The 22,161-nt window shown below is 68.2% G+C and carries 18 protein-coding genes and 1 pseudogene; 14 read left to right on the top strand and 5 right to left on the bottom strand.

The annotated features are described in order from the left end of the window. Positions 1-162 precede the first annotated feature (162 nt). Positions 163-660 carry a DUF6764 family protein gene (locus A5789_RS33645; RefSeq protein ID WP_063022904.1) on the bottom strand — a complete coding sequence of 166 codons (498 nt, stop codon included), beginning with the start codon at positions 658-660 and terminating at the stop codon, positions 163-165. 344 nt (positions 661-1,004) lie between these two features. Between A5789_RS33645 and A5789_RS33650 the strand changes: the two genes are divergently transcribed. The 3 genes from A5789_RS33650 to A5789_RS33660 are packed head-to-tail and all read left to right on the top strand — an operon-like array spanning position 1,005 to position 4,625. Then, a complete protein-coding gene (locus A5789_RS33650) occupies positions 1,005-2,132 on the top strand; it encodes a polyprenyl synthetase family protein (protein ID WP_321190225.1) in 1,128 nt (375 codons plus the stop codon). 11 nt (positions 2,133-2,143) lie between these two features. Further along, positions 2,144-3,682, top strand: a complete 1,539-nt coding sequence (gene crtI / locus A5789_RS33655) for a phytoene desaturase family protein (RefSeq protein WP_064902400.1) — start codon at positions 2,144-2,146, stop codon at positions 3,680-3,682. Positions 3,683-3,692: 10 nt separating this feature from the next. Beyond that, positions 3,693-4,625 carry a phytoene/squalene synthase family protein gene (locus tag A5789_RS33660; protein ID WP_063011281.1) on the top strand — a complete coding sequence of 311 codons (933 nt, stop codon included), beginning with the start codon at positions 3,693-3,695 and terminating at the stop codon, positions 4,623-4,625. Here the strand turns inward: A5789_RS33660 and A5789_RS33665 are convergent. Genes A5789_RS33665 through A5789_RS33675 form a run of 3 tightly spaced genes read right to left on the bottom strand, consistent with a single transcriptional unit; the run spans position 4,620 to position 8,207 of the window. Beyond that, complete coding sequence (locus A5789_RS33665) at positions 4,620-6,092, bottom strand: SDR family oxidoreductase (RefSeq protein ID WP_064902399.1); 1,473 nt, start codon at positions 6,090-6,092, stop codon at positions 4,620-4,622. The genes A5789_RS33660 and A5789_RS33665 overlap by 6 nt on opposite strands. Before the next feature lie 24 nt (positions 6,093-6,116). Next, positions 6,117-7,439 carry a deoxyribodipyrimidine photo-lyase gene (locus tag A5789_RS33670; protein WP_064902398.1) on the bottom strand — a complete coding sequence of 441 codons (1,323 nt, stop codon included), beginning with the start codon at positions 7,437-7,439 and terminating at the stop codon, positions 6,117-6,119. 57 nt (positions 7,440-7,496) lie between these two features. Then, entirely contained in the window at positions 7,497-8,207 is a 711-nt protein-coding gene (locus A5789_RS33675) for a lipocalin family protein (RefSeq protein ID WP_369817495.1), read from the bottom strand. 222 nt (positions 8,208-8,429) lie between these two features. Between A5789_RS33675 and A5789_RS33680 the strand changes: the two genes are divergently transcribed. From A5789_RS33680 to A5789_RS33690, 3 genes are all read left to right on the top strand, one after another. Continuing rightward, positions 8,430-9,296, top strand: a complete 867-nt coding sequence (locus A5789_RS33680) for a MerR family transcriptional regulator (RefSeq protein ID WP_064902397.1) — start codon at positions 8,430-8,432, stop codon at positions 9,294-9,296. 179 nt (positions 9,297-9,475) lie between these two features. Next, positions 9,476-10,507, top strand: coding sequence for a hypothetical protein (locus tag A5789_RS33685; protein WP_064902396.1), 1,032 nt, complete (start codon positions 9,476-9,478; stop codon positions 10,505-10,507). A gap of 4 nt (positions 10,508-10,511) precedes the next feature. Beyond that, entirely contained in the window at positions 10,512-11,282 is a 771-nt protein-coding gene (locus A5789_RS33690; RefSeq protein WP_064902395.1) for an SDR family NAD(P)-dependent oxidoreductase, read from the top strand. An 8-nt stretch (positions 11,283-11,290) separates the two neighbouring features. Here A5789_RS33690 and A5789_RS33695 read toward each other — a convergent pair whose 3' ends face one another. Further along, positions 11,291-13,405 (bottom strand): MMPL family transporter, encoded by a 2,115-nt coding sequence (locus A5789_RS33695; protein ID WP_064902394.1) that lies wholly within the window; start codon positions 13,403-13,405, stop codon positions 11,291-11,293. Between the two features lie 98 nt (positions 13,406-13,503). Here A5789_RS33695 and A5789_RS33700 point away from each other — a divergent pair, with 98 nt between their 5' ends. The 8 genes and pseudogenes from A5789_RS33700 (at position 13,504) to A5789_RS33735 (ending at position 22,124) form a co-directional block, all read left to right on the top strand. Continuing rightward, a complete protein-coding gene (locus A5789_RS33700) occupies positions 13,504-14,019 on the top strand; it encodes a MarR family winged helix-turn-helix transcriptional regulator (RefSeq protein ID WP_063011292.1) in 516 nt (171 codons plus the stop codon). A 133-nt stretch (positions 14,020-14,152) separates the two neighbouring features. Continuing rightward, positions 14,153-15,352, top strand: a complete 1,200-nt coding sequence (locus A5789_RS33705) for a CdaR family transcriptional regulator (protein ID WP_064902433.1) — start codon at positions 14,153-14,155, stop codon at positions 15,350-15,352. 174 nt (positions 15,353-15,526) lie between these two features. Further along, on the top strand, positions 15,527-16,981 hold the full coding sequence (lpdA, locus tag A5789_RS33710) for a dihydrolipoyl dehydrogenase (RefSeq protein ID WP_064902393.1): 1,455 nt from the start codon (positions 15,527-15,529) through the stop codon (positions 16,979-16,981). Positions 16,982-16,992: 11 nt separating this feature from the next. Next, entirely contained in the window at positions 16,993-18,168 is a 1,176-nt protein-coding gene (gene pdhA, locus A5789_RS33715; RefSeq protein WP_227462735.1) for a pyruvate dehydrogenase (acetyl-transferring) E1 component subunit alpha, read from the top strand. A 19-nt stretch (positions 18,169-18,187) separates the two neighbouring features. Then, the gene (locus tag A5789_RS33720; protein ID WP_197040003.1) at positions 18,188-19,171 is read left to right on the top strand and encodes an alpha-ketoacid dehydrogenase subunit beta; all 984 of its coding nucleotides are present in this window, start codon (positions 18,188-18,190) and stop codon (positions 19,169-19,171) included. A gap of 12 nt (positions 19,172-19,183) precedes the next feature. Then, positions 19,184-20,512, top strand: coding sequence for a dihydrolipoamide acetyltransferase family protein (locus A5789_RS33725; RefSeq protein WP_193615468.1), 1,329 nt, complete (start codon positions 19,184-19,186; stop codon positions 20,510-20,512). Positions 20,513-20,684: 172 nt separating this feature from the next. After that, the gene (locus tag A5789_RS33730; RefSeq protein ID WP_064902391.1) at positions 20,685-21,173 is read left to right on the top strand and encodes a PaaI family thioesterase; all 489 of its coding nucleotides are present in this window, start codon (positions 20,685-20,687) and stop codon (positions 21,171-21,173) included. Positions 21,174-21,287: 114 nt separating this feature from the next. Further along, a pseudogene (locus A5789_RS33735) lies at positions 21,288-22,124 on the top strand (helix-turn-helix transcriptional regulator). Positions 22,125-22,161 lie beyond the last annotated feature (37 nt).

A 22,161-nucleotide genomic window follows, 5' to 3' on the forward strand; every position in this document is an offset into this window, starting at 1 on the left:
GATGGAAGCCGGCACAACCAGACACAATCGCCGGCGGGTTGCCGCGTTCGAGACTACGCGCCGATGTCTCGATCGCCCGCACTTCCGCCGCTACCACGCCGGATCACTCGACGGCACCCACTCACCCGGAACCTACTCGAGGACCATCCGCGACGCCCGAGATCACCGCATGGACAGGCAGCCCTGGAAGGTCTGGAAATCGCCCGCGAAACCGGGGCCGCCGCTGCATACCGGCGTCCCGACGCCGGAGACCGTGACCGTGGCGCCCGGCCCGGCGATGCCGATGGCCAGCCCGGGACGGACCCCGCTCAGGTCGGCCGTCGCGCCGGGTCCGACCGCGATAGCCGCGGGCCCCGACCACGGCCCCGACGTGGAGCGGGCGATACCACCGCCCTGCGCGATGGCCAGCGACAAACTCGTCGGCCCGGCATTCGCCGTGGCCGTACCGTTGATGCCGTAGGCGGCCGCCGCGCTCCCACCGGCACTGGTGGCCGAACACGCGGCATCGGCACCCGTCTGGGCGACCGAGCTGGCGCCCGGGGCCGGACAGCTGGTGGAGTCGGCTTGGGCCGGCGCGGCCAGCAAGGCGGCCGAGGTCAAGGCGATACCTCCGCCGGAAACGAGAGCGAACAGCGCGCGTCGCGCGGAAGAACGAGACATGAGGGCCTCCTCTGATTGGATGGTTCTCGGCCAGGGTACCCCGGAATTCGATGCATAAACGATGCGTCTCGTCTTTTTGTTGCGTCGATTGCAGCATGACGTCGTCCGTCCGTCCCTACCTCGCACGAAGCCGTTCCGAACCGCTCATCGAGGTCACCCGGCGCATGCCCGGCCGAGACGGACAACTTCCGCTCATGTGCATCATTTATGCATCGTTTGCTGTAGCCTTGGGTTCAGACGTCGAGGGAGGATCCCCGGACGGGCCGGAATACGCGGTCTCGATCCCCGCCTCGGAGAGCCAGCCGGCACCCCATATCGCTGTACCGCCGAACCGAGGAGTGGACGTGAGCGTCACTATCGACAATTCGCACCGATTGTGTTCCCCTGCAACAATTCTGGCCGATCACCCGGTGAATACCGTGGACGGTGTCGCGCGGTGGCGTACCGCGGTACGGGATCGAGTCCTGACCGAACTGGACGCGTTCCTGCGCGAGAACCGCATAGGCGCCGTCCAGGAAATCGCCGTCGACGACATCGCTCGCCGATACGTGGCAGGCGGCAAATGCCTGCGATCGACATTCATGTACATCGGCTGGCTGTGCGGCGAGGCCCCCGACGCCGCCGCACTGCGAGCCGCCGCCGCGCTGGAACTGGTCCATGCCTTCGCGATGATCCAGGACGATGTGATGGACGAGTCGGAGCTACGCCGCGGCGCGCCCACGGGGCATGTCGCCTTCGCCGACGCACATCGGAACCGGCGAATGCCCGGCGACGCGGGTCGTTTCGGCGAGTCGGCGGCCGTGCTCCTCGGCGATATCTGCCTGGTCTGGGCGGACAAGATGCTGCGCGAGAGTGGGATTCGCCCCGATTGCCTGTACCGCGTGTGGCCGCGCTTCGACGAGATGCGCATCGAGCTGGCGGTGGGACAGTTCGGCGATCTGCTCAACGACGTCCGCACGGAACCGGATTTCGGGCAGGTATTGGCGCTGGCACGCGCGAAATCCGGCAACTACACCGTGCGCCGGCCGCTCGAACTCGGCGCGGCGATGGCCGGATGCGACGAATCGACCCTGTCGGCGCTGAGCCGGTACGGACGCGCCGTCGGCGAGGCATTCCAGATGCGCGACGACCTGCTGGGAGTATTCGGAACCCCCGATGCCACAGGCAAACCCGGTGACGGAGATCTGACTCAGCACAAGGCGACCACCGTGGTGATCGCCGCCCGCCAGCTCGCCGACCCCGCCGCCCGCCGCGAACTCGACACGCTGCTGTCCGCACCGGTCGTCGACGCCGGCGCCACCGACAGACTGCGCGCCCTGATCACCGACTCCGGAGCACCCGCCCGGATCGAGGCGATGATCAGCGATCGCGTCGGCGAGGCGCGGCGCACCATCGAGAGCACGACCCTGCCCGAACCGATGCGCCGCGTACTCGACGGTATGGGCCTCATCTGCGTCACCCGGCACCCCTGAGGAGGAAGACCATGCGCACGACCATCGGTCTCAGCAACCATATCGTCGTAGTCGGAGCGGGGCTGGCCGGACTGTCGGCGGCGCTGCACCTGGCCGGCCGCGGCCGCAAAGTCACCGTGCTGGAACGGGATTCGGTTCCCGGCGGCCGCACCGGTCGCGTCGATGTGGACGGCTACCGTCTCGACACCGGCCCTACCGTGCTGACCATGCCACACCTGGTCGAGGAGACGTTCGCCGCGGTCGGCGAGCAGATGGACGACCGCCTGTCGCTGGTGCCGGTGGATCCGGCCTACCGGGCCCATTTCGCCGACGGGCGTCAGCTCGAGGTTCACAGCGACGCCGAACGCATGGCCGCGGCGATCACCGAGTTCGCCGGAGCCGGGCAGGCGGCCGGATACCGGCGACTGCGCGCGTGGCTGACCCAGCTCTACCGGACCGAGTTCGACTCGTTCATCGGGGCGAATTTCGACTCGCCGCTCTCGGCGCTGCGTCCTTCGCTGGCCCGACTGGCGGCGATGGGAGGATTCCGCCGCTGGGACCGTGCGGTCGCACAGCACATCGACGATCCGGAACTGCGGCGGCTGTTCACCTTTCAATCCCTGTATGCCGGCGTCGCGCCCAGGAGGGCGATAGCGGCATACGCGGTGATCGCCTATATGGACACGATCGCCGGCGTCTGGTTCCCGCGCGGCGGGATGCGAGCGCTACCCGACGCGCTCGCCGCGGCGGCGCAGGACGCCGGCGTCGAGATCCGCTACGACACCGCCGTGGCGAGCCTGGACCGCACCGGATCCCGGATCCGCACAGTCGTCACCGATACCGGCGAGCGCATCCCGTGCGATGCGGTCGTGCTCACCACCGAGTTGTCCGACACCTACCGGCTGACGAGCCATTCCCCGCGCCGCCCGCTGCGTCCCACGGCGGCACCGTCCGCGGTCGTGCTGCACGTCGGCTGCGAGGCGATGCCCCGAGCGGCGCACCACCATCTGCTCTTCGGCCGCGCCTGGGACGAAGCCTTCGACGACATCATCGCTCGCGGCAGCGTCATGACAGATCCGTCACTGCTGGTCACCAGGCCCACCGCGGGTGACCCGAGCCTGGCCCCACCCGGACGCGACCTGCTCTACATCCTCGCTCCGGTACCGAATCTCGTTCGCGGACCGATCAATTGGGACCGCTTCGGCCCCGCCTACGCCGAGGAGATTCTGACCACCGTCCAGGATCGCTTGCCGATCCCACTGACCGATCCCCGGTTGCTCCACATCACCACTCCTGCCGACTGGGCGCGGCGCGGCATGCTGGCCGGAAGCCCCTTCGCGTTGGCCCACACCGTCACCCAAACCGGCCCCTTCCGCCCGGCCAATATGATCCGCGGACTCGAGAACGTGGTGCTGGCGGGCGGCAGCACCGTCCCCGGTGTCGGCATACCGCCCGTGCTGATTTCCGGCCGGCTCGCCGCGGACCGCGTCACCGGACCGATGCCTTCTGCACTGCCCGCACGCCGACGCGCGTCCGCCCTGTCCACTTCGACCGCCGCCATCATCCGCTGATCGGAAACTCATGTCCCCCATCGCCTTTCTCGACAACGGCCGCGCCGATACCCAACTGCAGCAGTCCTATCGCGCCTGCCGGACGCTCAACGCCCGCCACGGCAAGACCTTCTTCCTCGCCACCCGGTTACTCGCCCCCGACCAGCGTCCGGCGATCCACGCGCTCTACGGCTTCGCCCGCCGCGCCGACGACATCCTCGACGACATCGACCCGAGCCGTCCGGTCACCGAGCGAGCGGCACGACTGGACGCGCTGGCCGCGCAGTTCACCAGCGAGGACGCCGACGCCGACGCCGTCCTCCCGGCCGTACTGCACACGGCGCACTCCTACCGCATCGCTCCGGCGCTGTTCGACTCGTTCCTGGAGTCGATGCGCATGGATCTCACCGTCACCGACTATCCGGATCGGCGCGCGCTGGACCGCTACGTCTACGGTTCCGCCGAAGTCATCGGGTTACAGGTCTTGCCGGTGCTGGGCACGGTGTGCCCGGTGGACGAGGCCGCTCCCTACGCCGCCGCGCTCGGAAAAGCCTTCCAGCTGACCAACTTTCTGCGCGACGTGGACGAGGACCTGGTCCGAGACCGGGTGTATCTGCCGGCAGACGAACTGGCCGCCTACGGCGTCGACCGTGACCTGCTGCTGTGGTGTCAGGCGCACCGCCGCACCGACCCGCGCGTCCGGCGCGCTCTGGTCGCCCAGCATGCGCACACTCGCGACATCTACGACTACGCCCGCGCCGGTATCGCCTTGCTCGCGCCACGGTCGCGGCCGTGCGTCACCACCGCGCTCACCCTCTATTCGGAAATTCTGGATCGCATCGAGAGTCTGGATTTCGACATCTTCGTTCATCGTGCCCGCGTCGGTATCCCACGGCGTGCCGCGGTGGGCAGCCGCGGTCTCGCCCGCGCGCTCCGGTCCAGGCAGGCGCAGCCGGGGCTATGAAACCGGCTGCGCCGCAGCCTCTTCGGCCGCGCCCGTGATGTTGCGGGTCATCCCGCCGAAGATGAGCGCATGGAAGGGAACGATGGCCTTCCAGTACAGATGACCGGCCAGACCGTGCGGGTCGAATACGGCCCGCTGCCGGTAGACCGTGCCGCGCGCGTCCGTGTCCACGCTCAGCTCCAGCCATGCCCGCCCGGGCACCCGCATCTCCGCGCGCAACACCAGAGTGTGCGGTCGTTCGATGCGTTCCACACGCCACCAGTCCAGCGCCTCGCCGGCGTGCAGCCGATGCGGATCCCGCCTGCCCCGCCGCAAACCGACGCCGCCGGCCAGTCGATCGATCCAGCCGCGCAACGACCACGCCAGCGGAAACGAATACCAGCCGTATTCGCCACCGATGGATTCGATCACCGACCACAGCGTCGCCGGATCGGCCCGGGTGTGGCGTTCTCGCACATCGACGTAGAGGGAACCGCCCGACCACGCGGGATCGGTGGGCAGCGGGGACGACGGTTCACTACCGAGCTGATCGGCATCCGACCAGCGGGTGGGGACATCGAGGTCGCGGATACGCGTCAACGCCAATTCGACCGCCGTGCGGTAGTCGATCAATCCCCGCGCCGGATCGGGGATGTGCTCGGCGATCGCGTGATCTTCGCAGACCACGTCGTTGACCAGCGATTCCATCAGCGGCACCGCGATCGCCTTGGGCACCGGGGTCACGAGATTGACCCATTGTGCCGAGAGCCACGGTGTGAGAACCGGGACCGGGACGATCACGCGCCGCGGCAACCGCGCCACTTCCGCGTAATCGCGCATCATCTGTTCGTAGGTGAGCACATCCGGACCGCCGATGTCGAAAGCACCGCGCACATCCGGCGGCAGTTCGGCCGCCCGCGTCAGGTAGTACAGCACATCGCGCACCGCGATCGGCTGGATGCGGTTGCGGACCCATCGCGGCGTGACCATCACCGGGAGCCGTTCGGTGAGATAGCGCAGCATTTCGAAACTGGCCGAACCGGATCCGATGATCACGGCGGCCTGCATCGCAATCGCCGGAACCGATCCCGCGAGCAGGATGCGACCGACCTCGGCGCGGGAGGACAGATGCCGCGACAGTCGCTGGCCGGGCGGCACGATGCCGCCCAGGTACACGATCCGGCGTACCCCCGCTCGGGCGGCCTGCTCTGCCACCAGTGTCGCCGCGCGGCGGTCGACCTCGTCGAAATCCGTTCGCGTCAGCGAATGCACCAGGTAGTAGAGCACATCCGCGTCGGCGCAAACCGCGGCCACATCCTCGGCGCTGAGCACGTCACCGCGCAGGACTTCCACACTGTCGCGCCACGCGGCGTCGTCGAGTTTGGCGGGTGTGCGGGCCAGCACCCGCACCTCGTGCCCCGCGGCCAGTAGCTCGGGCACCAGGCGGCCGCCGATGTAGCCGGTCGCACCGAACACCACACATCGCATACCGTCTCCTGATCACCGAATCGACTACATGCCGGGCACTTCCACAATCGGCGCCGGATAGGTCGCGTCATCGACGTCCTCGCGCCACGGCCGGTGCACCGCCGCACCGGACAGGTGGGCGAGTTCGGGCAACCAGCGCCGTACGTACGCACCCTCGGGGTCGAAGCGGTTTGCTTGCCGCAGCGGATTGAGTGTGCGATTGGGGCGGGTGTCGGTTCCGGTGCCCGCGACCCATTGCCAGTTCATCTGGTTGTTCGCCACATCACCGTCGACCAGCCAGTACCGGAAATGGGCCGCGCCGATCCGCCAATCCAACCGTAGCGTCTTGGCCAGGAACGATGCGGTGATCAGCCGCGCGCGGCCCGGCATCCACCCTTCGTCACGAAGTTGGCGCATCGGCGCGTCGACGATCGGGAAACCGGTGCGACCGTGCGTCCACGCCTCGAACGCCTGCTCGTCCTTGCGGACCTCGACCGGCCCCGGGCGGTAATCGGACCATGCCGCCGCGGGCCGGGCTGCCAGTACCTGATGATGAAAATCGCGCCAGGCCAACTGCCGGGCGAAACTGTGCGCACCCGGATCCGACAGGTCCAGGCGCGACACCACCTCCGCGGCGGACAGGCATCCGAAGTGCAGATACGGCGAGAGATGCGAGGTGGCGTCGGCCGCGAGATCGTCGTTCGTATCCGCGTACGCGGTGACCGCATCGGACAGCCAGCGGCGCAACATCTTTCGCCCCGTCGTCTCGCCTCCGACCCGCAGGTTGGGCGAAGCCCGCGCGGCGCGGAGCTTGTCGAGGTCGGGTTGTTTCCCGTCCAACGACGGCACGGTGAGATCTTTCGGCGGTGGCAGCGGACTGCGGTGGCGAGCGGTTTCCCAGCGCCGGAAGTACGGCGTGAACACCGCGAAATGATCGCGTCCGGTGCTCGGCTCGATCGCATCGATGTCCACGCTGGTCACCGTCGCGGGGTGCGTCTGCACGCGGCAACCGTGAGATTCGAGCCTGTCGCGCAGAGCCGATTCGCGGCGCTTGCCGTAGTGGCTGACCTCGGCGGCGAGATGCACCGACTCCGCCTGTGACTGGGCGACGATCCGCTCCACCTCGTCGACGACCTTGCCGCGCCGCAGCACGAGATGCCCGCCGCGCGCTCGCAATTCGCCGTCGAGCTCGTCCAGCGCGGCGGCGAGGAATCGCACCCGGTTGGGCGCGGCCTCCGAGCCGGTGACCAACGATTCGTCGAGGACGAACAGCGGGACAACCGCATCGCCTGCACGCTGCGCCGCGGTCAGCATCGGATTGTCGTGCACCCGCAGGTCACGGGTGAACAAAGCTATCGCCACACCCATCGCCACTCACCTCCACTCACCGGACTCGCCAGGCTGATAGGTCGCATCGAGCCGAGCTCAGATCCGGCACAGCGGGGTGATGTCGTCTCGCCCACCGGTCACCGGCGAGGTCAGGTACAGGCACGGCTGCTCACCGGCGGCGACGATCGCCGCGACGATCTGATTCCACTGGTCCGCGTCCAGTGCGGGCGTGCGAGACAGCACGAATCCGGAGATCCGGAAGGGGTCGGTGACGAGAGCCCAGGAGTAGTCCGGCCCGAGCGCGGTCACGATGTAGTTGGGCGGGCCGTCCAGGCTTTCCTGTGTCGGCACCCCGGGGAACGCGACGCGCAACTGTGCCCCGGTCACCGGATCGACCACGCGCGCCGCACCCTGAATGTCGTTGGGCGCACCCGACCAGGTGGTGCACGAATTGTGAACGGACACATCACCGTTCGGAAGGGCGGCGTACTCGGCGCGCGTATCGCGAGCACAGACGAGATTGAAAAACTGCGGAACCGCGGCGAGCTGATACCACGTTCCCAGGTAACGGTTCAGATCGAGCGAGGGAACGGGAGCCGGTCCCGCCGCGGGCGTCGGGCTCGCCCCCGCCGGTGCCGCGACGCCACCGAACACGACCGCCGCCAGGACGGCGACACCGGCCAGCCGTGCCGGGCGCATCGCTGTCGCAGCGAAGAGGACCAGCCGACGGGCACCACCGGCCAGCATTCTCACCACCTTCCCGTCGATACCTCCGGGGCGGTCTACCTGCGAGCGATGTTCGAGCACCTGCGACTCCTCCGTTCGATGAGCATGGGTTCGACAACACTGCCGATCCTACAGCAATCGATGCGGAATCGATGCATAATGGGAGTGTCGTCCCCACGCCGCTCCGTCGTCGCCTACCGCCGTCCCCTACCGCCGCCCACTACCGCGCGGGCACCGCAGCACTGCGACCTCGAGCACTGCGACCTTGCGGCGCCCATGCCCGTGAAAGGCAGAATGATCGTCATGTCCGATGCCTTGCCCCCCGACAACGACGCAGCCGGATTTTCGGTACGTACCGTCGCGGAACGCATCGGCATTCCCACCGCGACGCTGCGCAGTTGGAATCAGCGCTACGGCATCGGCCCCTCCCAGCATCGGCGCGGGCGCCACCGCCTGTACTCCGAAGCCGATATCGCCCGGCTCGAGCGCATGGTCGTGCTCGTCCGAGGCGGATCGAGCCCGGCGCGAGCGGCCGAATCCGTGCGCGCGCCACTGCCGGTCGCCGGAGACCACGCATCACTTCTCGATGCCGCCTTCGCCTCCGACCCGACCACACTGCAGGCGTTGCTCTTCGCCCACATTCGCGCGTTCGGCGTGGCCGACACCTGGGACCGGCTGTGCCGCCCGGCCTTCGCCGAGATCGTCCAGCGGCAAGGAGCGGGCATCGGATGCATCGACGTCGAACACCTTCTGTCCTGGTGCATTACGGCCGCACTGCACCGCGCGGTCCCGCCCCCGGCCGACGCGTCCGCAGCACCCGTACTGCTCGCCTGCACCAGCGGCGAAGCCCACTGCCTGCCACTCGAGGTCCTGCGCGCCGCACTCGCCGAACTCGACGTCCCGGCCAATATGCTGGGCCCCAACGTCCCCACTCCAGCCCTCGGCGATGCCCTCGATCGCAGCGCGTCGAGCTCGGTAGCGGTGCTGTGGTCACAGCAGGAATCGACCGCGCTCCTCTCGGCCGTGCGCACCTGCGCCGACCGCGGCACGCGCGTCCTGCTGGCGGGCCCCGGCTGGCAGCACGTACCCGCCCCGGACACCGCCGATATCGTCGACGACCTCCGGTCCGCGCTGAAAGAGCTGACCGGCGCCCACCCGGCGGAGGTGTAGCCGCAACGAGGCTGATCGGCGTCACCCGCCGGCCGGCGCGGCAGCAGAACTCCGCGCCCGGACAGCTCGGCAAGAGCCCGAGGGGCCTTGTCCCACCGCACGCGTAATGCTAATTTTCGTAGAAGAGAATAACATTCTCATTCTCGCCGACACCACCGGCAGCTCGAAAGGTCGATCACGTGCGCGTCATTCAATGGACCACCGGGAAGGTCGGAAAGCTCAGTCTGCGCGGGATTCTCGACGATCCGCGGCTCGAGTTGGCCGGTGTCTACGCCTATTCCGACGACAAGGTCGGGGTGGATGCGGGCAGGCTGTGCGGCCGGCCGGATACGGGGGTGCTCGCCACCGCCGATATCGATGCGCTGCTCGCGCTGGACGCGGATACCGTCCTCTATACGCCGTTCATGGCCGACCTCGACCATGCGACGCGGCTGCTCGAAAGCGGCCTCGACGTCATCAGCACCAACTTGTTTCTCAACGTCGGCGGGATTCGGGGCGAGACGGAGCAGAAGCTTGCCGCCGCCTGCGAACGCGGGAACAGCTCGCTGCACATCACCGGCATCAATCCGGGCTGGATCAACGCCGTGACCACCGCGTTGACCGCGGTGTGCCGTGACGTCCGGTCGATTTCGATCTCCGAATCGGCCGATGTCTCCGTCTACGAATCCGCGGAAACGTGGCAGGCCCTGGGTATTTCACGTCCCGAGGCCACCCCGGAACTGATCGAGATCGCGAAACTGTGGATGAGTACGTTCCGCGATTCCGTCCAGCGCATGGGCGTAGCCCTCGGCTACGAATTCGACGATATGGACTTCGCCATCGAGTACGCGACTGCCGCCGAAACGGTCGATCTGGGATGGATCCGCATCGAGAAGGACACCATCGCCGCGGTGCGTGGCGGATGGGCCGGAAAGGTCGGCGAGAAATCCGTCGTTCGCTCGAACGTCGCGTGGTACCTCACCGACAAGCTCAATGAGAGCTGGGAATTCGACGACGACCACTACCACATCGTCATCGACGGAGAGCCCGAGGTACGGACACGGATCAGGTTCGTCCCGCCGGACAGCTGGGGAAATCACGAGTGGGACACCATGACCGCGATGCCCGCGGTGAATTCCGTCTTCGACGTCGCCCGAGCGCCCGCCGGTATCTCGACGCTGAAAGAGGTGGGATTGCCCTGCGCGCCCGCCGATCTGTGGCTGACGCGGTGACGCCATGGGATATGCCGACGAACTGTTCGATCTGACCGGCAAGGTGGTGCTGGTCACCGGCGGCAGCCGCGGGCTGGGACGAGAGATGGCCTTCGCCGCCGCGCACTGCGGTGCCGATGTGATCATCGCCAGTCGCAACTACGACAATTGCGTGGCGACCGCCGGGGAGATCGCGGAGAAGACCGGCCGCGCCGCCATGCCCTACGGCGTGCACATCGGTCGCTGGGATCAACTCGACGGGCTGGTCGACGCCTGCTACGACCGGTTCGGCCGGGTCGATGTCCTCATCAACAATGCCGGAATGCAACCGGTGTACGACGATCTGCCCTCGGTGAGCGAGAAACTGTTCGACGCCATCATCGCCCTGAATCTCAAAGGGCCGTTTCGATTGTCGGCACTCGTCGGCGAGCGCATGGTCGCGGCGGGCCGCGGATCCATCGTCAACGTCAGCTCCACCGGTTCCATCCGGCCGCGCCCGTCGATCGTGCCCTATGCCGCCGCCAAGGCGGGACTCAATGCCATGACCGAGGGTTTGGCCCTGGCCTTCGGCCCGGCCGTCCGAGTCAACACCCTGATGGCAGGGCCCTACCGCACCGATGCCACGGCCGGATGGGATCTCGACAACCTCGCCCCGGACGACAACCCGTTCGCCGCCCACGCCCTCCAACGCATCGGCCGGCCCAGCGAAATCGTCGGAGCCGCACTGTTTCTCGCCTCCGACGCCTCCAGTTACACCACCGGATCGATCCTCCGCTCCGACGGCGGCATGCCGTAGAGCCCCGTTCAGCGGCTCTGTTCCGACGTCGACGCGCTCGCGGCGACCGACGGCGCCGACGGTCCGGAATCGGCCGGCGCCTCTCGGATCCAGCGCCCCGGCCACCAGATTCCCGGACCGATCAGCGCGAACAACGCGGGTATCACCAGGGTTCGAATGACGAAGGTGTCGAGCAGGATTCCGACGCCGACCACGATGCCCAGCTGGGTCAGCGTGATCAGGGGCAGGACGCCGAGGACAGCGAACACCGCGGCCAGCACGATTCCGGCGCTGGTGATCACCCCGCCCGTGGAGCCGACCGCGCGGACGATGCCGCCGGTCACGCCGTGGCCCGGTGTCTCCTCACGGGCTCGGGTGACCAGGAAGATCGTGTAGTCGACGCCCAGCGCCACCAGGAACAGGAAGGCGAACAGCGGCACGTTGTTGTCCAGTGCCGGAAAGCCGAACACGTAGGTGCTGAGCAGGCTTCCGATGCCCAGTGCGGCCAGGGCGCTGAGCACGGTGACCGCGACCAGCAGGAACGCGGCCGGCACTGCCCGCAACAGCACCAGAAGTACCAGCAGGACGACCACCAGAACGAGCGGCATGATCACGAGCTGATCGCGCCGGGCCGCGTCCCGGGTGTCCAGGGCGACGGCATCGGAGCCGCCGACCAGCGCCTCGGCGCCGGGCACGGAGGACAGTGCGGTGCGCAGGCGACTGACATCGGCGAATGCCGCCTCGGAGGCGGGTGGCGCGTCCAGGATCACCGACCAGCGCGTCAACCCGTTGTCCGAGACGCCGGTCGGTATCGCGCGCACGACGCCGGGAGTGCTGTCGAGGGCCGACTGCACGGCCGGCGCGGCGTCGGTGCGCGCCAGCACGACCGCGGGATCGCTTGCGCCGGAGGAGAAATGCTCGCTCACCGCACGCAGGCCGTCGACCGATTCCGCCTGCACGCGGAACTGCTCGGACTGTGCGAGCCCGACATGGGCGAACGGAAGCGCGGCAGCACATGCGGCCGCGACGAGCAGAAAGACGCCGGCCACCACGCCGGGCCGCCGTACCACCTTCTCCGCGACGGTGTGCCAGGCGCCGGAGGTCGCGGTGTCATGGCCGTCGACACGAGGAACGAACGGCCAGAACACCTTTCGACCGCACAGCGCCAGCGCCGGAGGCAGCGCGACGAGGACGAAGACCGCCGCGATCAGAAGCCCCACCGCCCCGAAGGCGCCCAGTCCGCGAGTGTTGGGCAGCAACGCGAGCAGCAGTATCAGCAGGGCCAGCACAACCGTCAGATTGCTGGCGAGCACCGCGGGCCCGGCTCGCCGAACGGCGATCCGCAGCGCCGCCCGATGGTCCTCGGTCCGATACAACTCGTCGCGGTAGCGCGACACCAGCAGCAACGCATAATTCGTGCCGGCCCCGAAGACCAAGACGCTGGTGATTCCCGCGGTCGAACCGTCGAACGTCAGACCGCTCACCTGGGCGAGGGCATTACCCGCCGCCGATGCGACGCGGTCGGCGACCGCCACCACCGACAGCGGAATCAGCCACAGCACCGGCGAGCGATAGGTCGCTATCAGCAGCACCATCACCACGGCGGCGGTAACCGCGAGCAGCAGAGTGTTGGCGCCGGAGAAGGAATCGGCGATATCCGCGCCGAAGGCCGGGCCGCCGGTGATGCGCACCTGCAGGTCGGCGGGTGCGTCCGCACGCGCGGCCGTGCGCAACTCGTCGATCCGGTCGGTCAAGGCGAAGCCGTTCAGCTCGGCCGGGATCGGCGTCTGGCCGAGTGCGGCGCGCTGGTCCGGCGACATCACGATCCCCGGCCCGCTCGCACCGGAACGTATCCGGGTCAGGGCCGCATCGGCCTGCGCTCGATCTTCCGGGGTGAGGACTGCCCCGTCGGCGCGCGTGACGATCAGGACCGCTGCCGCCGAATCCCCACCGGGGAACTGCGGCAACAAACGCTGTACCTGCGCGGATTCGGCGTCGTCGGGCAGCGAATTCGGCGCCGAGCCACCCGATTCGCCGCCACCGGACAAGCCGAGCACCGCGACGGCGGCGACCACCATGGCTACCAGGACGAGCCACCCTTTACGCCCGGAGACGATCTGCGCATATCGATCCCATCCGCCCATGCGCAAACTATTTCAGAAACTGAAATAATTTGCAAAGGGTCGGGCTCCGATCCGATACGCTGTGTGCACTGCGCGCAGGAACGAGAAGGGAGACAGAGGTGACCGAGAGTTCGATCGATGCGTCACCCACCGATCGCGACGAACTCGAGACGGCGATCGCCCGCGACATCCGCGCGCTCACCGCTGTCTCGGATCGGATCTCGCATCTCTTCGCACATTCGAACGAATTGCGCCCCAACGACTTCCGCGCGCTCATGCATATCGCCACCGCCGACGCGGAAGGAACGCCCCTCACCGCCGGAAGGCTCGGAACGCTGCTGGGCGTCTCTCCCGGCGCGATCACCTACCTGATCGAGCGCATGATCGAGTCGGGCCATATCGAACGCGAACCCGACGACACCGACAAACGCCGGGTGCTGCTGCACTACAGCGATCACGGCATGAGCGTGGCCGCGGGATTCTTCACCCCGATCGGCATGCGCACCCGGACCGCACTCGCCGGCCTGCCGGACGCCGACCTGCAAGCCACCCATCGCGTCCTGACCGCCATAGTCGGCGCCCTCCGCGACCACAGCGCAGCGATCACGTCCGAATCCGAGAAGCCGAACCGATAGGCGTTCCGGCCCGGTCACAGCACCGCGTCGCGTAGGTCGTCCGACAGCCGACCGGTAACAGTGCGCAGGTCGAGGCCATCGGGCGACCGGCCGGTTGCGTCTGCGCGCCCACGCTGGACGTACTGTGACCGACGTGGCGCCCGTAGCAACCCCGGAACCCCTGCCCGACTCCGCGGAGTTGGCGAGGGCGTGCGGGAGCGACATCGACCAGCTCACCGCCCGGCTCATGGCGGCCGTGTTCACCGACGATCCGGAGTGGACGGACTATTCGGCGGTGAGCCGAGCGGATCTGCGGGACGGATGCCGGCGGTTCCTGACACGGGTGCTGGAACTGCTCGCGGCGAAAGGGGCCGGCGCCGAACGAGACGATGTGGCTGCCGCGATCGGCCGGCAGCGCGCCGCGCAGGGCGTTCCGCTCGAGGCGATGCAGCGCACCTTCCGCCTGGGCGGGCGCATCGTGTGGGAAGCCCTGATGGATCGCGGCGGAGCGATGTCACCTGCCGATTTCCGCGAAATCGGGACTGCCATGTGGGCGGTGGTCGACGGGATGTCCTCGGCGCTGGTGACCTCCTATCGCGGTGCCGAACTCGATCGCGTTCGACGCGACGAACGCCGCCGCCACGCTCTGATCGAAGACGTCCTCTCCGGGCGCGGCCGCGATGCCGTCTTCGCCGCGCACGCGGCACGCGAACTCGACATCCCCGCCGGCGGCGACTACCTGGTGCTCGTGGCTCGCGGTGAACCGCAGCCGCTGCGGCCGGGGACCGAAAGCGCGTTGGCGGCCATGGGGATTCGCTCGGTCCGCCACGATCGCGGCGATCACACGGTCGGCATCGTCGCACTCGAACAGCATTCCCCGCAGCAGGCGGCGGAGGTGCTGGAACCGCTGGTTCTCGGACGCGCGGGCCTTTCTCCGGCGGTCGAGGGGTTGGCCGAGATCGACGTCGCCCACGCACTCGCCACGCTCGCACTGGATACCGCGCCGCGAGCTCGCGACGCCACCCTCACCCGGCTGGACGATAACTACCCGGAAGCCCTGCTGGTGCGCGCGCCCGATCTGGCGCAGCGATTGGTGCAGCGATCACTGGGACCGATCCTGGCGTTGCCCGCGAAGGAGCGCGACATCCTGCTGCACACGCTGACGGTGTGGCTGGCCCAGAACTGCTCGGCAGCCCATGCCGCACCGCTGCTGCACTGCCACCGCAACACGGTCATCAACCGGCTTCAGCGCGCGACGACACTGCTCGGGCGCCCGCTGGAGGGCCCCCGCCACCAACTCGAACTCACCCTCGCGCTCACCGCCCGCGAACTGCTCGAACGCCCGGCCGGCTGAGCCCTCGGCGCCGAGCAGCCGCGAGCGGAATTGGGCGCAGCGCCCAATCCCGAGCCGCAATTCCTGGGCTTGCCGGGAATTGTCGGGCGTCGGCGCACGGATAAGACTCCACACCTGATGACCCACACCGCAACCGGATTCGGGTCGAACGATTCAGGACGAGGAGCACCACAAGTGCCGGAATTCGATCTCTTGATCATCGGCGGCGGGCCGGGCGGGTATGTCGCGGCGATCCGCGCCGCCCAGCGCGGCCTGCACGTCGCCGTGGTGGAAAAGGAACGCCCCGGCGGGGTGTGCCTGAACTGGGGGTGCATACCCACCAAGGCCATGCTGCGCTCGGCGGAGGTATTCGAAACACTCAGCACAGCAGCCGATTTCGGGGTTAACGCCGACAACGTTCGCTTCGACTTCGCCGCCGTCCGCCGGCGCAAGGACGGCATCGTCGCGGAGCTGACCGGCGGCGTGGCGGGGCTACTGAAGGCCAACGGCGTCACCGTGATCGAGGGCCATGCCCGCTTCACGGGACCGACCACCGTGGAGATATTCGAGCCCGGTCCCTCGCCGGTCTTCGCCGACGGGCCCCGCTACGGCGCCGCCCCGGCCGGCACCGCGAGCCGCACGGTGACGGCCACCGACGTGATCGTCGCTACCGGGTCCGTGCCCGCGCACCTGCCCGTTCCGGGCGCCGAGTTGCCGGGCGTGATCACCTCCGACGGCGCGTTCGGATTGTCCGAGGTGCCCGAGCGGCTCGTCGTCATCGGTGGCAGCGCGGTCGGCGCCGAGTGGGCGGGGCTGTTCGCCACCTTCGGCGCGGACGTGACGATCGTGGAGATGCAGGATCGCCTGGTCCCGTCGGAGGACAAGGAGATCGGCGCCGCGCTGGGCCGTGCGTTCACCAAACGCGGCGTCAGCGTGCTGACCGGATGCACCGTCACCGGCATCGAGCAGAGTGGCGAGGCGCTGACGGTCGACGTCGACGGCGCGACGACTCGGAAAATCCAGGCCGACGTCGTGCTCGTCGGCGTGGGCCGTCGTCCCAACACCGCCGATCTCGACCTGAAGTACGCCGGAATCGACACCGACGCACGGGGATTCATCACCGTCGACGGCCGGCTGCGGACCACCGCCGAGCATGTCTACGCCATCGGCGATGTCACCGGCAGAGCCCTGCTGGCGCACGTGGCGTCCCATCAGGGCCTCACCGCCGCCGACGTGATCGCCGGACACGACGCCCGCATCGACTACACCGTGATCCCCGCGGCGACGTTCACCCATCCGGAGATCGCGAGCGTCGGCCTGACCGAGGAGGCGGCGCGCGCCGGCGGCCACGAGGTGATCACCGCGAAATTCCCGTTCGCCGCACTCGGACGAGCCAAGGCGCTCGGCGAGACCGAGGGCTTCTGCAAGATCGTGGCCGGGGCACGCCATCGGGAAGTACTCGGCGTGCACATCATCGGGCCCTCGGCCAGTGACCTGATCGCCGAAGGCGCACTGGCGATCTCGCTCGAAGCGACACTCGACGAACTCGCCGACACCATCCACGCCCACCCCACCCTCGGCGAGATCGGTATGGAAACAGCCCTGACCGGGCTCGGCCTGCCGATACACACCGCGCCGCGTTCACGTTGAGGAGCACCACCGTGACCACCACAACCCCGCAGCAGGCCACCCGCACCTCGGCCCGCCGCGCACCGAAGCGACCGGCCGTGTCGACCGCGCCGGAGCAAGCTCGATCCGCAGCGAGCGATTCTCTGCCGGCCGATCGAACCGCCACGCAGACAGCATCATTCGAGTCCCGTGTGGCGGCCGAGCATCCCGATACGCTGCGAAAGCTGTATCGCGACATGCTGTTCGTGCGCCGGTTCGAGGAGCGCACCGCACAGAGCTATCAGCAGGCCCGGATCGGCGGCTACTGCCACCTCAACCTCGGTGAGGAGGCCACCGTGGTCGGCCTCGGCGCGGCGATGCGCCCCACCGACTACCTGTTCACCAACTACCGCGAACACGGCTACGCCCTCGCCAAGGGCATCGCGCCCGGCCGGGTCATGGCCGAGCTGTACGGCCGCTCCACCGGCACCTCCAAAGGGTGGGGCGGATCGATGCACATGTACGACACCGAGACTCGGCTGCTCGGCGGCTACGCCATCGTCGGCGGCCAGGTACCCCTCGCCGTCGGCGCCGCACTGGCGATCGACTACCGCGGCGGCGACGATGTCGTCGTCTGCCAAATGGGTGAGGGCACAACGAATATCGGCGCCTTCCACGAATCGCTCAACCTCGCCGCACTGTGGAATCTGCCGATCGTCTTCCTGGTGGTCAACAACCAGACCGGCATGGGCACCACAGTGGAGAAGTCCTCCGCCGAACCCGATCTGTGGAAACGCGCCGCCGCCTATCGCATGCGCGGTGAACGCGTCGACGGCACCGACGTCCTCGCCGTCCGCGACACCGCCAGGGATCTCATCGACACCGCACGCCGCGACGGCCGGCCGGCACTGCTGGAGGCGGTCAGCCACCGGCTGAAAGGCCACTCGGTGGTCGACCCCGCGAAATACCGCACCGAGGAAACCGTGACGGCCGCACGATCCCACGACCCCATCGAGATCTGGAAGACCGCGCTACTGAAAGCCGGTGCGCTGAACGACGATTCGGCCGTTGCCCTGGACGCGGAGGTCCTCGCCGAGGTCGCCGCCGCCGTCGAGTTCGCCGACACCAGCCCGCACCCGCAGCCGTCGAGCCTGTTCGACTACACCTACGCCACCCCGGTGCCCGGCGATTCCCGCCGCCTGCCCGCCGACCCGCTCTTCACCGCCTGAGGACCGCCCCGTGCCTGTCATGACCTACCGCGAAGCGCTGCGCGAAACCCTGCGCGAGGAAATGCGCCGCGACGACGACATCTTCCTGATCGGCGAGGAGATCGGCGTCTTCGAAGGCTCCTACAAGATCACCGCCGGACTGCTGAACGAATTCGGCGAGCAGCGCGTCCGCGACACTCCCATCGCCGAGGAAGGATTCGTCGGCGCGGCCATCGGCGCCGCCATGCTCGGTCTACGCCCGATCGTCGAGATCATGACGATCAACTTCTCCCTGCTCGCCCTCGACCAGATCGTCAATCACGCCGCCAAGATCTACGGCATGTTCGGTGGGCAGACCAGCGTGCCGATGGTCATCCGCACCCCCGGCGGCGGCGGACAACAACTCGGCGCCACCCATTCCCAGAACATCGAGCTCTACTACGCGTTCGTTCCCGGCCTCAAGGTCGTGGCACCCAGCACACCCGCGGACGCCCGCGCCCTGCTCAAGGCCGCGATCGATGACGACGACCCGGTGCTGTTCCTCGAGAACCTGTCGCTCTACAACACCAAAGGCGAAGTACCGCAGGACCTTCCGCCCGCACAGATCGGCAAGGCCGCCGTCACCCGCGAAGGCACCGACATCACCCTCATCGGCTACTCCCGCATGGCCACCGTCTGCACCCAGGTCGCGGACGAACTTGCCGCCGAGGGCATCTCCGCCGAGGTGATCGACCTGCGTAGCCTGCGCCCGCTCGACCGCGACACCCTCGTCCGCTCGGTCCGCAAGACCGGCTGCGCGGTCATCGGTGAGGACGACTGGCTCACCTACGGCATCGGCGCCGAAATAGCGGCATCGATCTCCGACGGCGCCTTCGACTATCTCGACGCTCCCGTGCGCCGCGTCGCCATGGCCGAAGTGCCGCTCCCCTACGCCAAGCCGCTGGAGAAGCTGGCCCTGCCGTCCGTCGAATCGCTCTACACCGCCGCCGTCGAAACCCTTGCGGCCGTGGGCAAGCGACGCTGAGAGGAAAGACCGTTGTCCGAAATCACCATGCCCCGCCTCTCCGACACCATGGAAGACGGCGTCGTCGCCAACTGGCTCAAACAGGTCGGTGACACCGTCACCCGCGGCGAAGTGCTCGCCGAAATCGAGACCGACAAAGCCCTGATGGAACTCGAGGCCTACGACGACGGCGTCCTCCAACACATCATCGCCGCACCCGGAACGCGGGTTCCGATCGGCGAGCCCATCGCCATTCTCGGCGACGGCAGCGGGACCGCCGCCGCACCCGCGCCGTCATCGGCGGCTGTTCCGCAGACCCAGCCCGCATCGGCACGGCAGAGCATCGAGCAGCAGCCGGAACCGGCCGACATCGCATCGAAACGACGGCAGACCGCGCCACAGCCCGGCCCGTCCCCTGCCGACGCGGCGCCAGCAGGGTCTGTTGCGTCCTCCGCCGCAGATACCGTCCGCCGCAAATCCTCACCGCTGGCGCGCAAGATCGCGCAGGAACTCGGTGTCGACATCGCGACCGTCACCGGGACCGGCCCCGGCGGACGCATCACCCGACTCGATGTCGAAAATGCGCATGCGGCAGGCACTTCCGACGACGTGCACGCTGTCGCCGCATCGGAAACCTCGGAACCGGGCACCCCCGGCATCTCGGCCTCCGGCGACTACGACGAGATCCCCCTGACCACCATCCAACGCGTCTCCGCCACCCGCCTCACCGAGAGCAAACAGCAGGCGCCACACATCTATCTGACCAGCGCCATCGACGTCACCGAACTCCTGGCCTTCCGCGCCCGGATCAACGAGTCACTCGCCGACACCGGGGCCGGCAAGGTCAGCGTCAACGATCTGCTGGTCAAAGCCGTCGCCACCGCACTACGCGCCAACCCCGCCGTCAACGTCTCCTTCGCCGGCGACACCCTGCGCCGCCACCACGGCATCCACCTCGGCGTCGCCGTCGCCACCCCCGCCGGCCTGCTCGTCCCCGTGATCCGCGACGCCGACCGCAAACCCGTCTCGGCCATCGCCGCCGAAACCCGCGACAAAGCCGAACGCGCCCGCGACCGCAAACTCCGCGCCGAGGAAATGACCGGCGGCACCTTCACCATCTCCAACCTCGGCATGTACGGCATCGAACACTTCACCGCCGTCATCAACCCGCCCGAAGCCGCCATCCTCGCCATCGGCGCCGCCACCGACGAACTCCGCCTCGACGGCGACGAAGTCGTGAGCCGAAAGATTATGCGCGTCACCATGTCCGCCGACCACCGCGCCATCGACGGAGCCGTCGCCGCCCAATTCCTCGCCCAACTGAAGGAGCTGATCGAACACCCACTGCGCATCGTGATGTGAGGCCGGTGCGGCGTGGGCAGGCGGCGGAGGCTCCCCCACGCCGAATCGCCGTTGAGCCAGAACTTGAAGTTGACGTCAAGTTCAGATTAAATGGCAATCAGTCCAGTTGTGGTGCACCTCGGCTTCCCGGATTCGGCGGTGGAGCGTCGAGCACCCCGAGAGGAGCCGGGTGATGAGCGGGCAGCAGGCGGAGAATCCGGAGTTCGCGCAGATCGTAGAGGCCGTCGTCCTCGGCATGCCCGCGGCGCGACATCTGGGGTTCGCGTTCCGCCGCGTCGAACGGGGCGAGGTCGAGATCGTGCAGCCCTATCGCACGGAGTTGACCGAGCACAACGGCAACTTTCAGGGCGGCGTGATCGGGTCGCTCGCGGACTTCGCCGGTGGTTCCGCGGCGGGGACGCTGTTACCGGCCGGCTGGGTGAACATGACGGTCGACTACACCGTCAAACTTCTGTCTCCGGCGCGAGGTGAGTATCTAGTGGCCCGCGGGCGGGTCGTGAAGCCCGGCAAGGCGCTCACCGTCGCGGCGGCCGAGGTCTACGGTGTCGACCAGGGCGCCGAAACACTCTGTGCGACAGCGTTGGTCACGATGCGAAACATCGACCTGCGCAGACCAGGAGCTACGCCCGCGGCTTCCGCCGCCGGTCGCGGGGATGCGTGAGTCGACCGCTCGCCGGATTTCTCTGTTCGGGCCTACACGTGCGAACACATCCTCGGCAACCCGGTGATCGGCGCGATGGCGAGGCCGAGTCGGGGCGCATTGTTACTGTTTTTCATGACCAGTGACTCGGCGCGGCGTAGAGAACAGCTGCGCAAATTCCTCCGCAGTCGCCGCGAACGGCTCGACCCCGCCGAGGTCGGGCTGGTGGCGACCGGACGACGTCGCACGCCGGGCCTGCTGCGCGAAGAGGTCGCACAGCTCGCGGGGGTCGGAGTGTCCTGGTACACGTGGCTCGAGCAGGGGCGCGATATCAAGGTGTCGACCGAAGTGCTGGACGCGATCGCGAGCGCACTGCGATTGACCGAGTGGGAGCGGGCCCACGTGTATCGGCTGGCAGGGATGAATCCGCCTCGGGCCGTGCGGGATCGGGATGCACAGGTCACCGCGGAACTGCGGCATCTGCTCACGGTGTGGTCACCGCGGCCCGCGGTGCTGCGTGACCGGTACTGGAACATCCTGGCCGTCAACGACGCGGCACGGATGGCCTTCGGCTACGACTGCGACGACTACAACTGTCTCGTCTCGTTTTTCACCAACGCGAGCTACCGGGAAATGCACCTGCACTAGGCCGCCGCCGCACCGGCGGTCGTCGCCGCCTATCGCGCGGATGCGGCGCTGAACGATCCCGAATTCGACAGGGTGATCACCGAACTCTCCACGATCAGCGCGGAATTCGCCGAACTGTGGGCCCGGCAGGAGGTGGGCGCCCCGACGCAGGCGGTGCACGCGGTGCGCCATCCGGCGGCGGGCGAGCTGTTCTTCGACACCACCACGTTGATCGTCGCGGACCATCCCGATTGGCATCTGGTGCTGTACAACCCCCGGCCGGGCACCGGGACCGAGCAGCGGCTGAGCCTGCTGACGCGGGATCGAACGGCCGCACCCGCATAGCCTGGTGGTGGTTATCCCACGTTGATCTCGCACTGGT

Source organism: Nocardia sp. 852002-51101_SCH5132738 (assembly GCF_001665695.1).
Classification (GTDB): Bacteria; Actinomycetota; Actinomycetes; order Mycobacteriales; family Mycobacteriaceae; genus Nocardia; species Nocardia nova.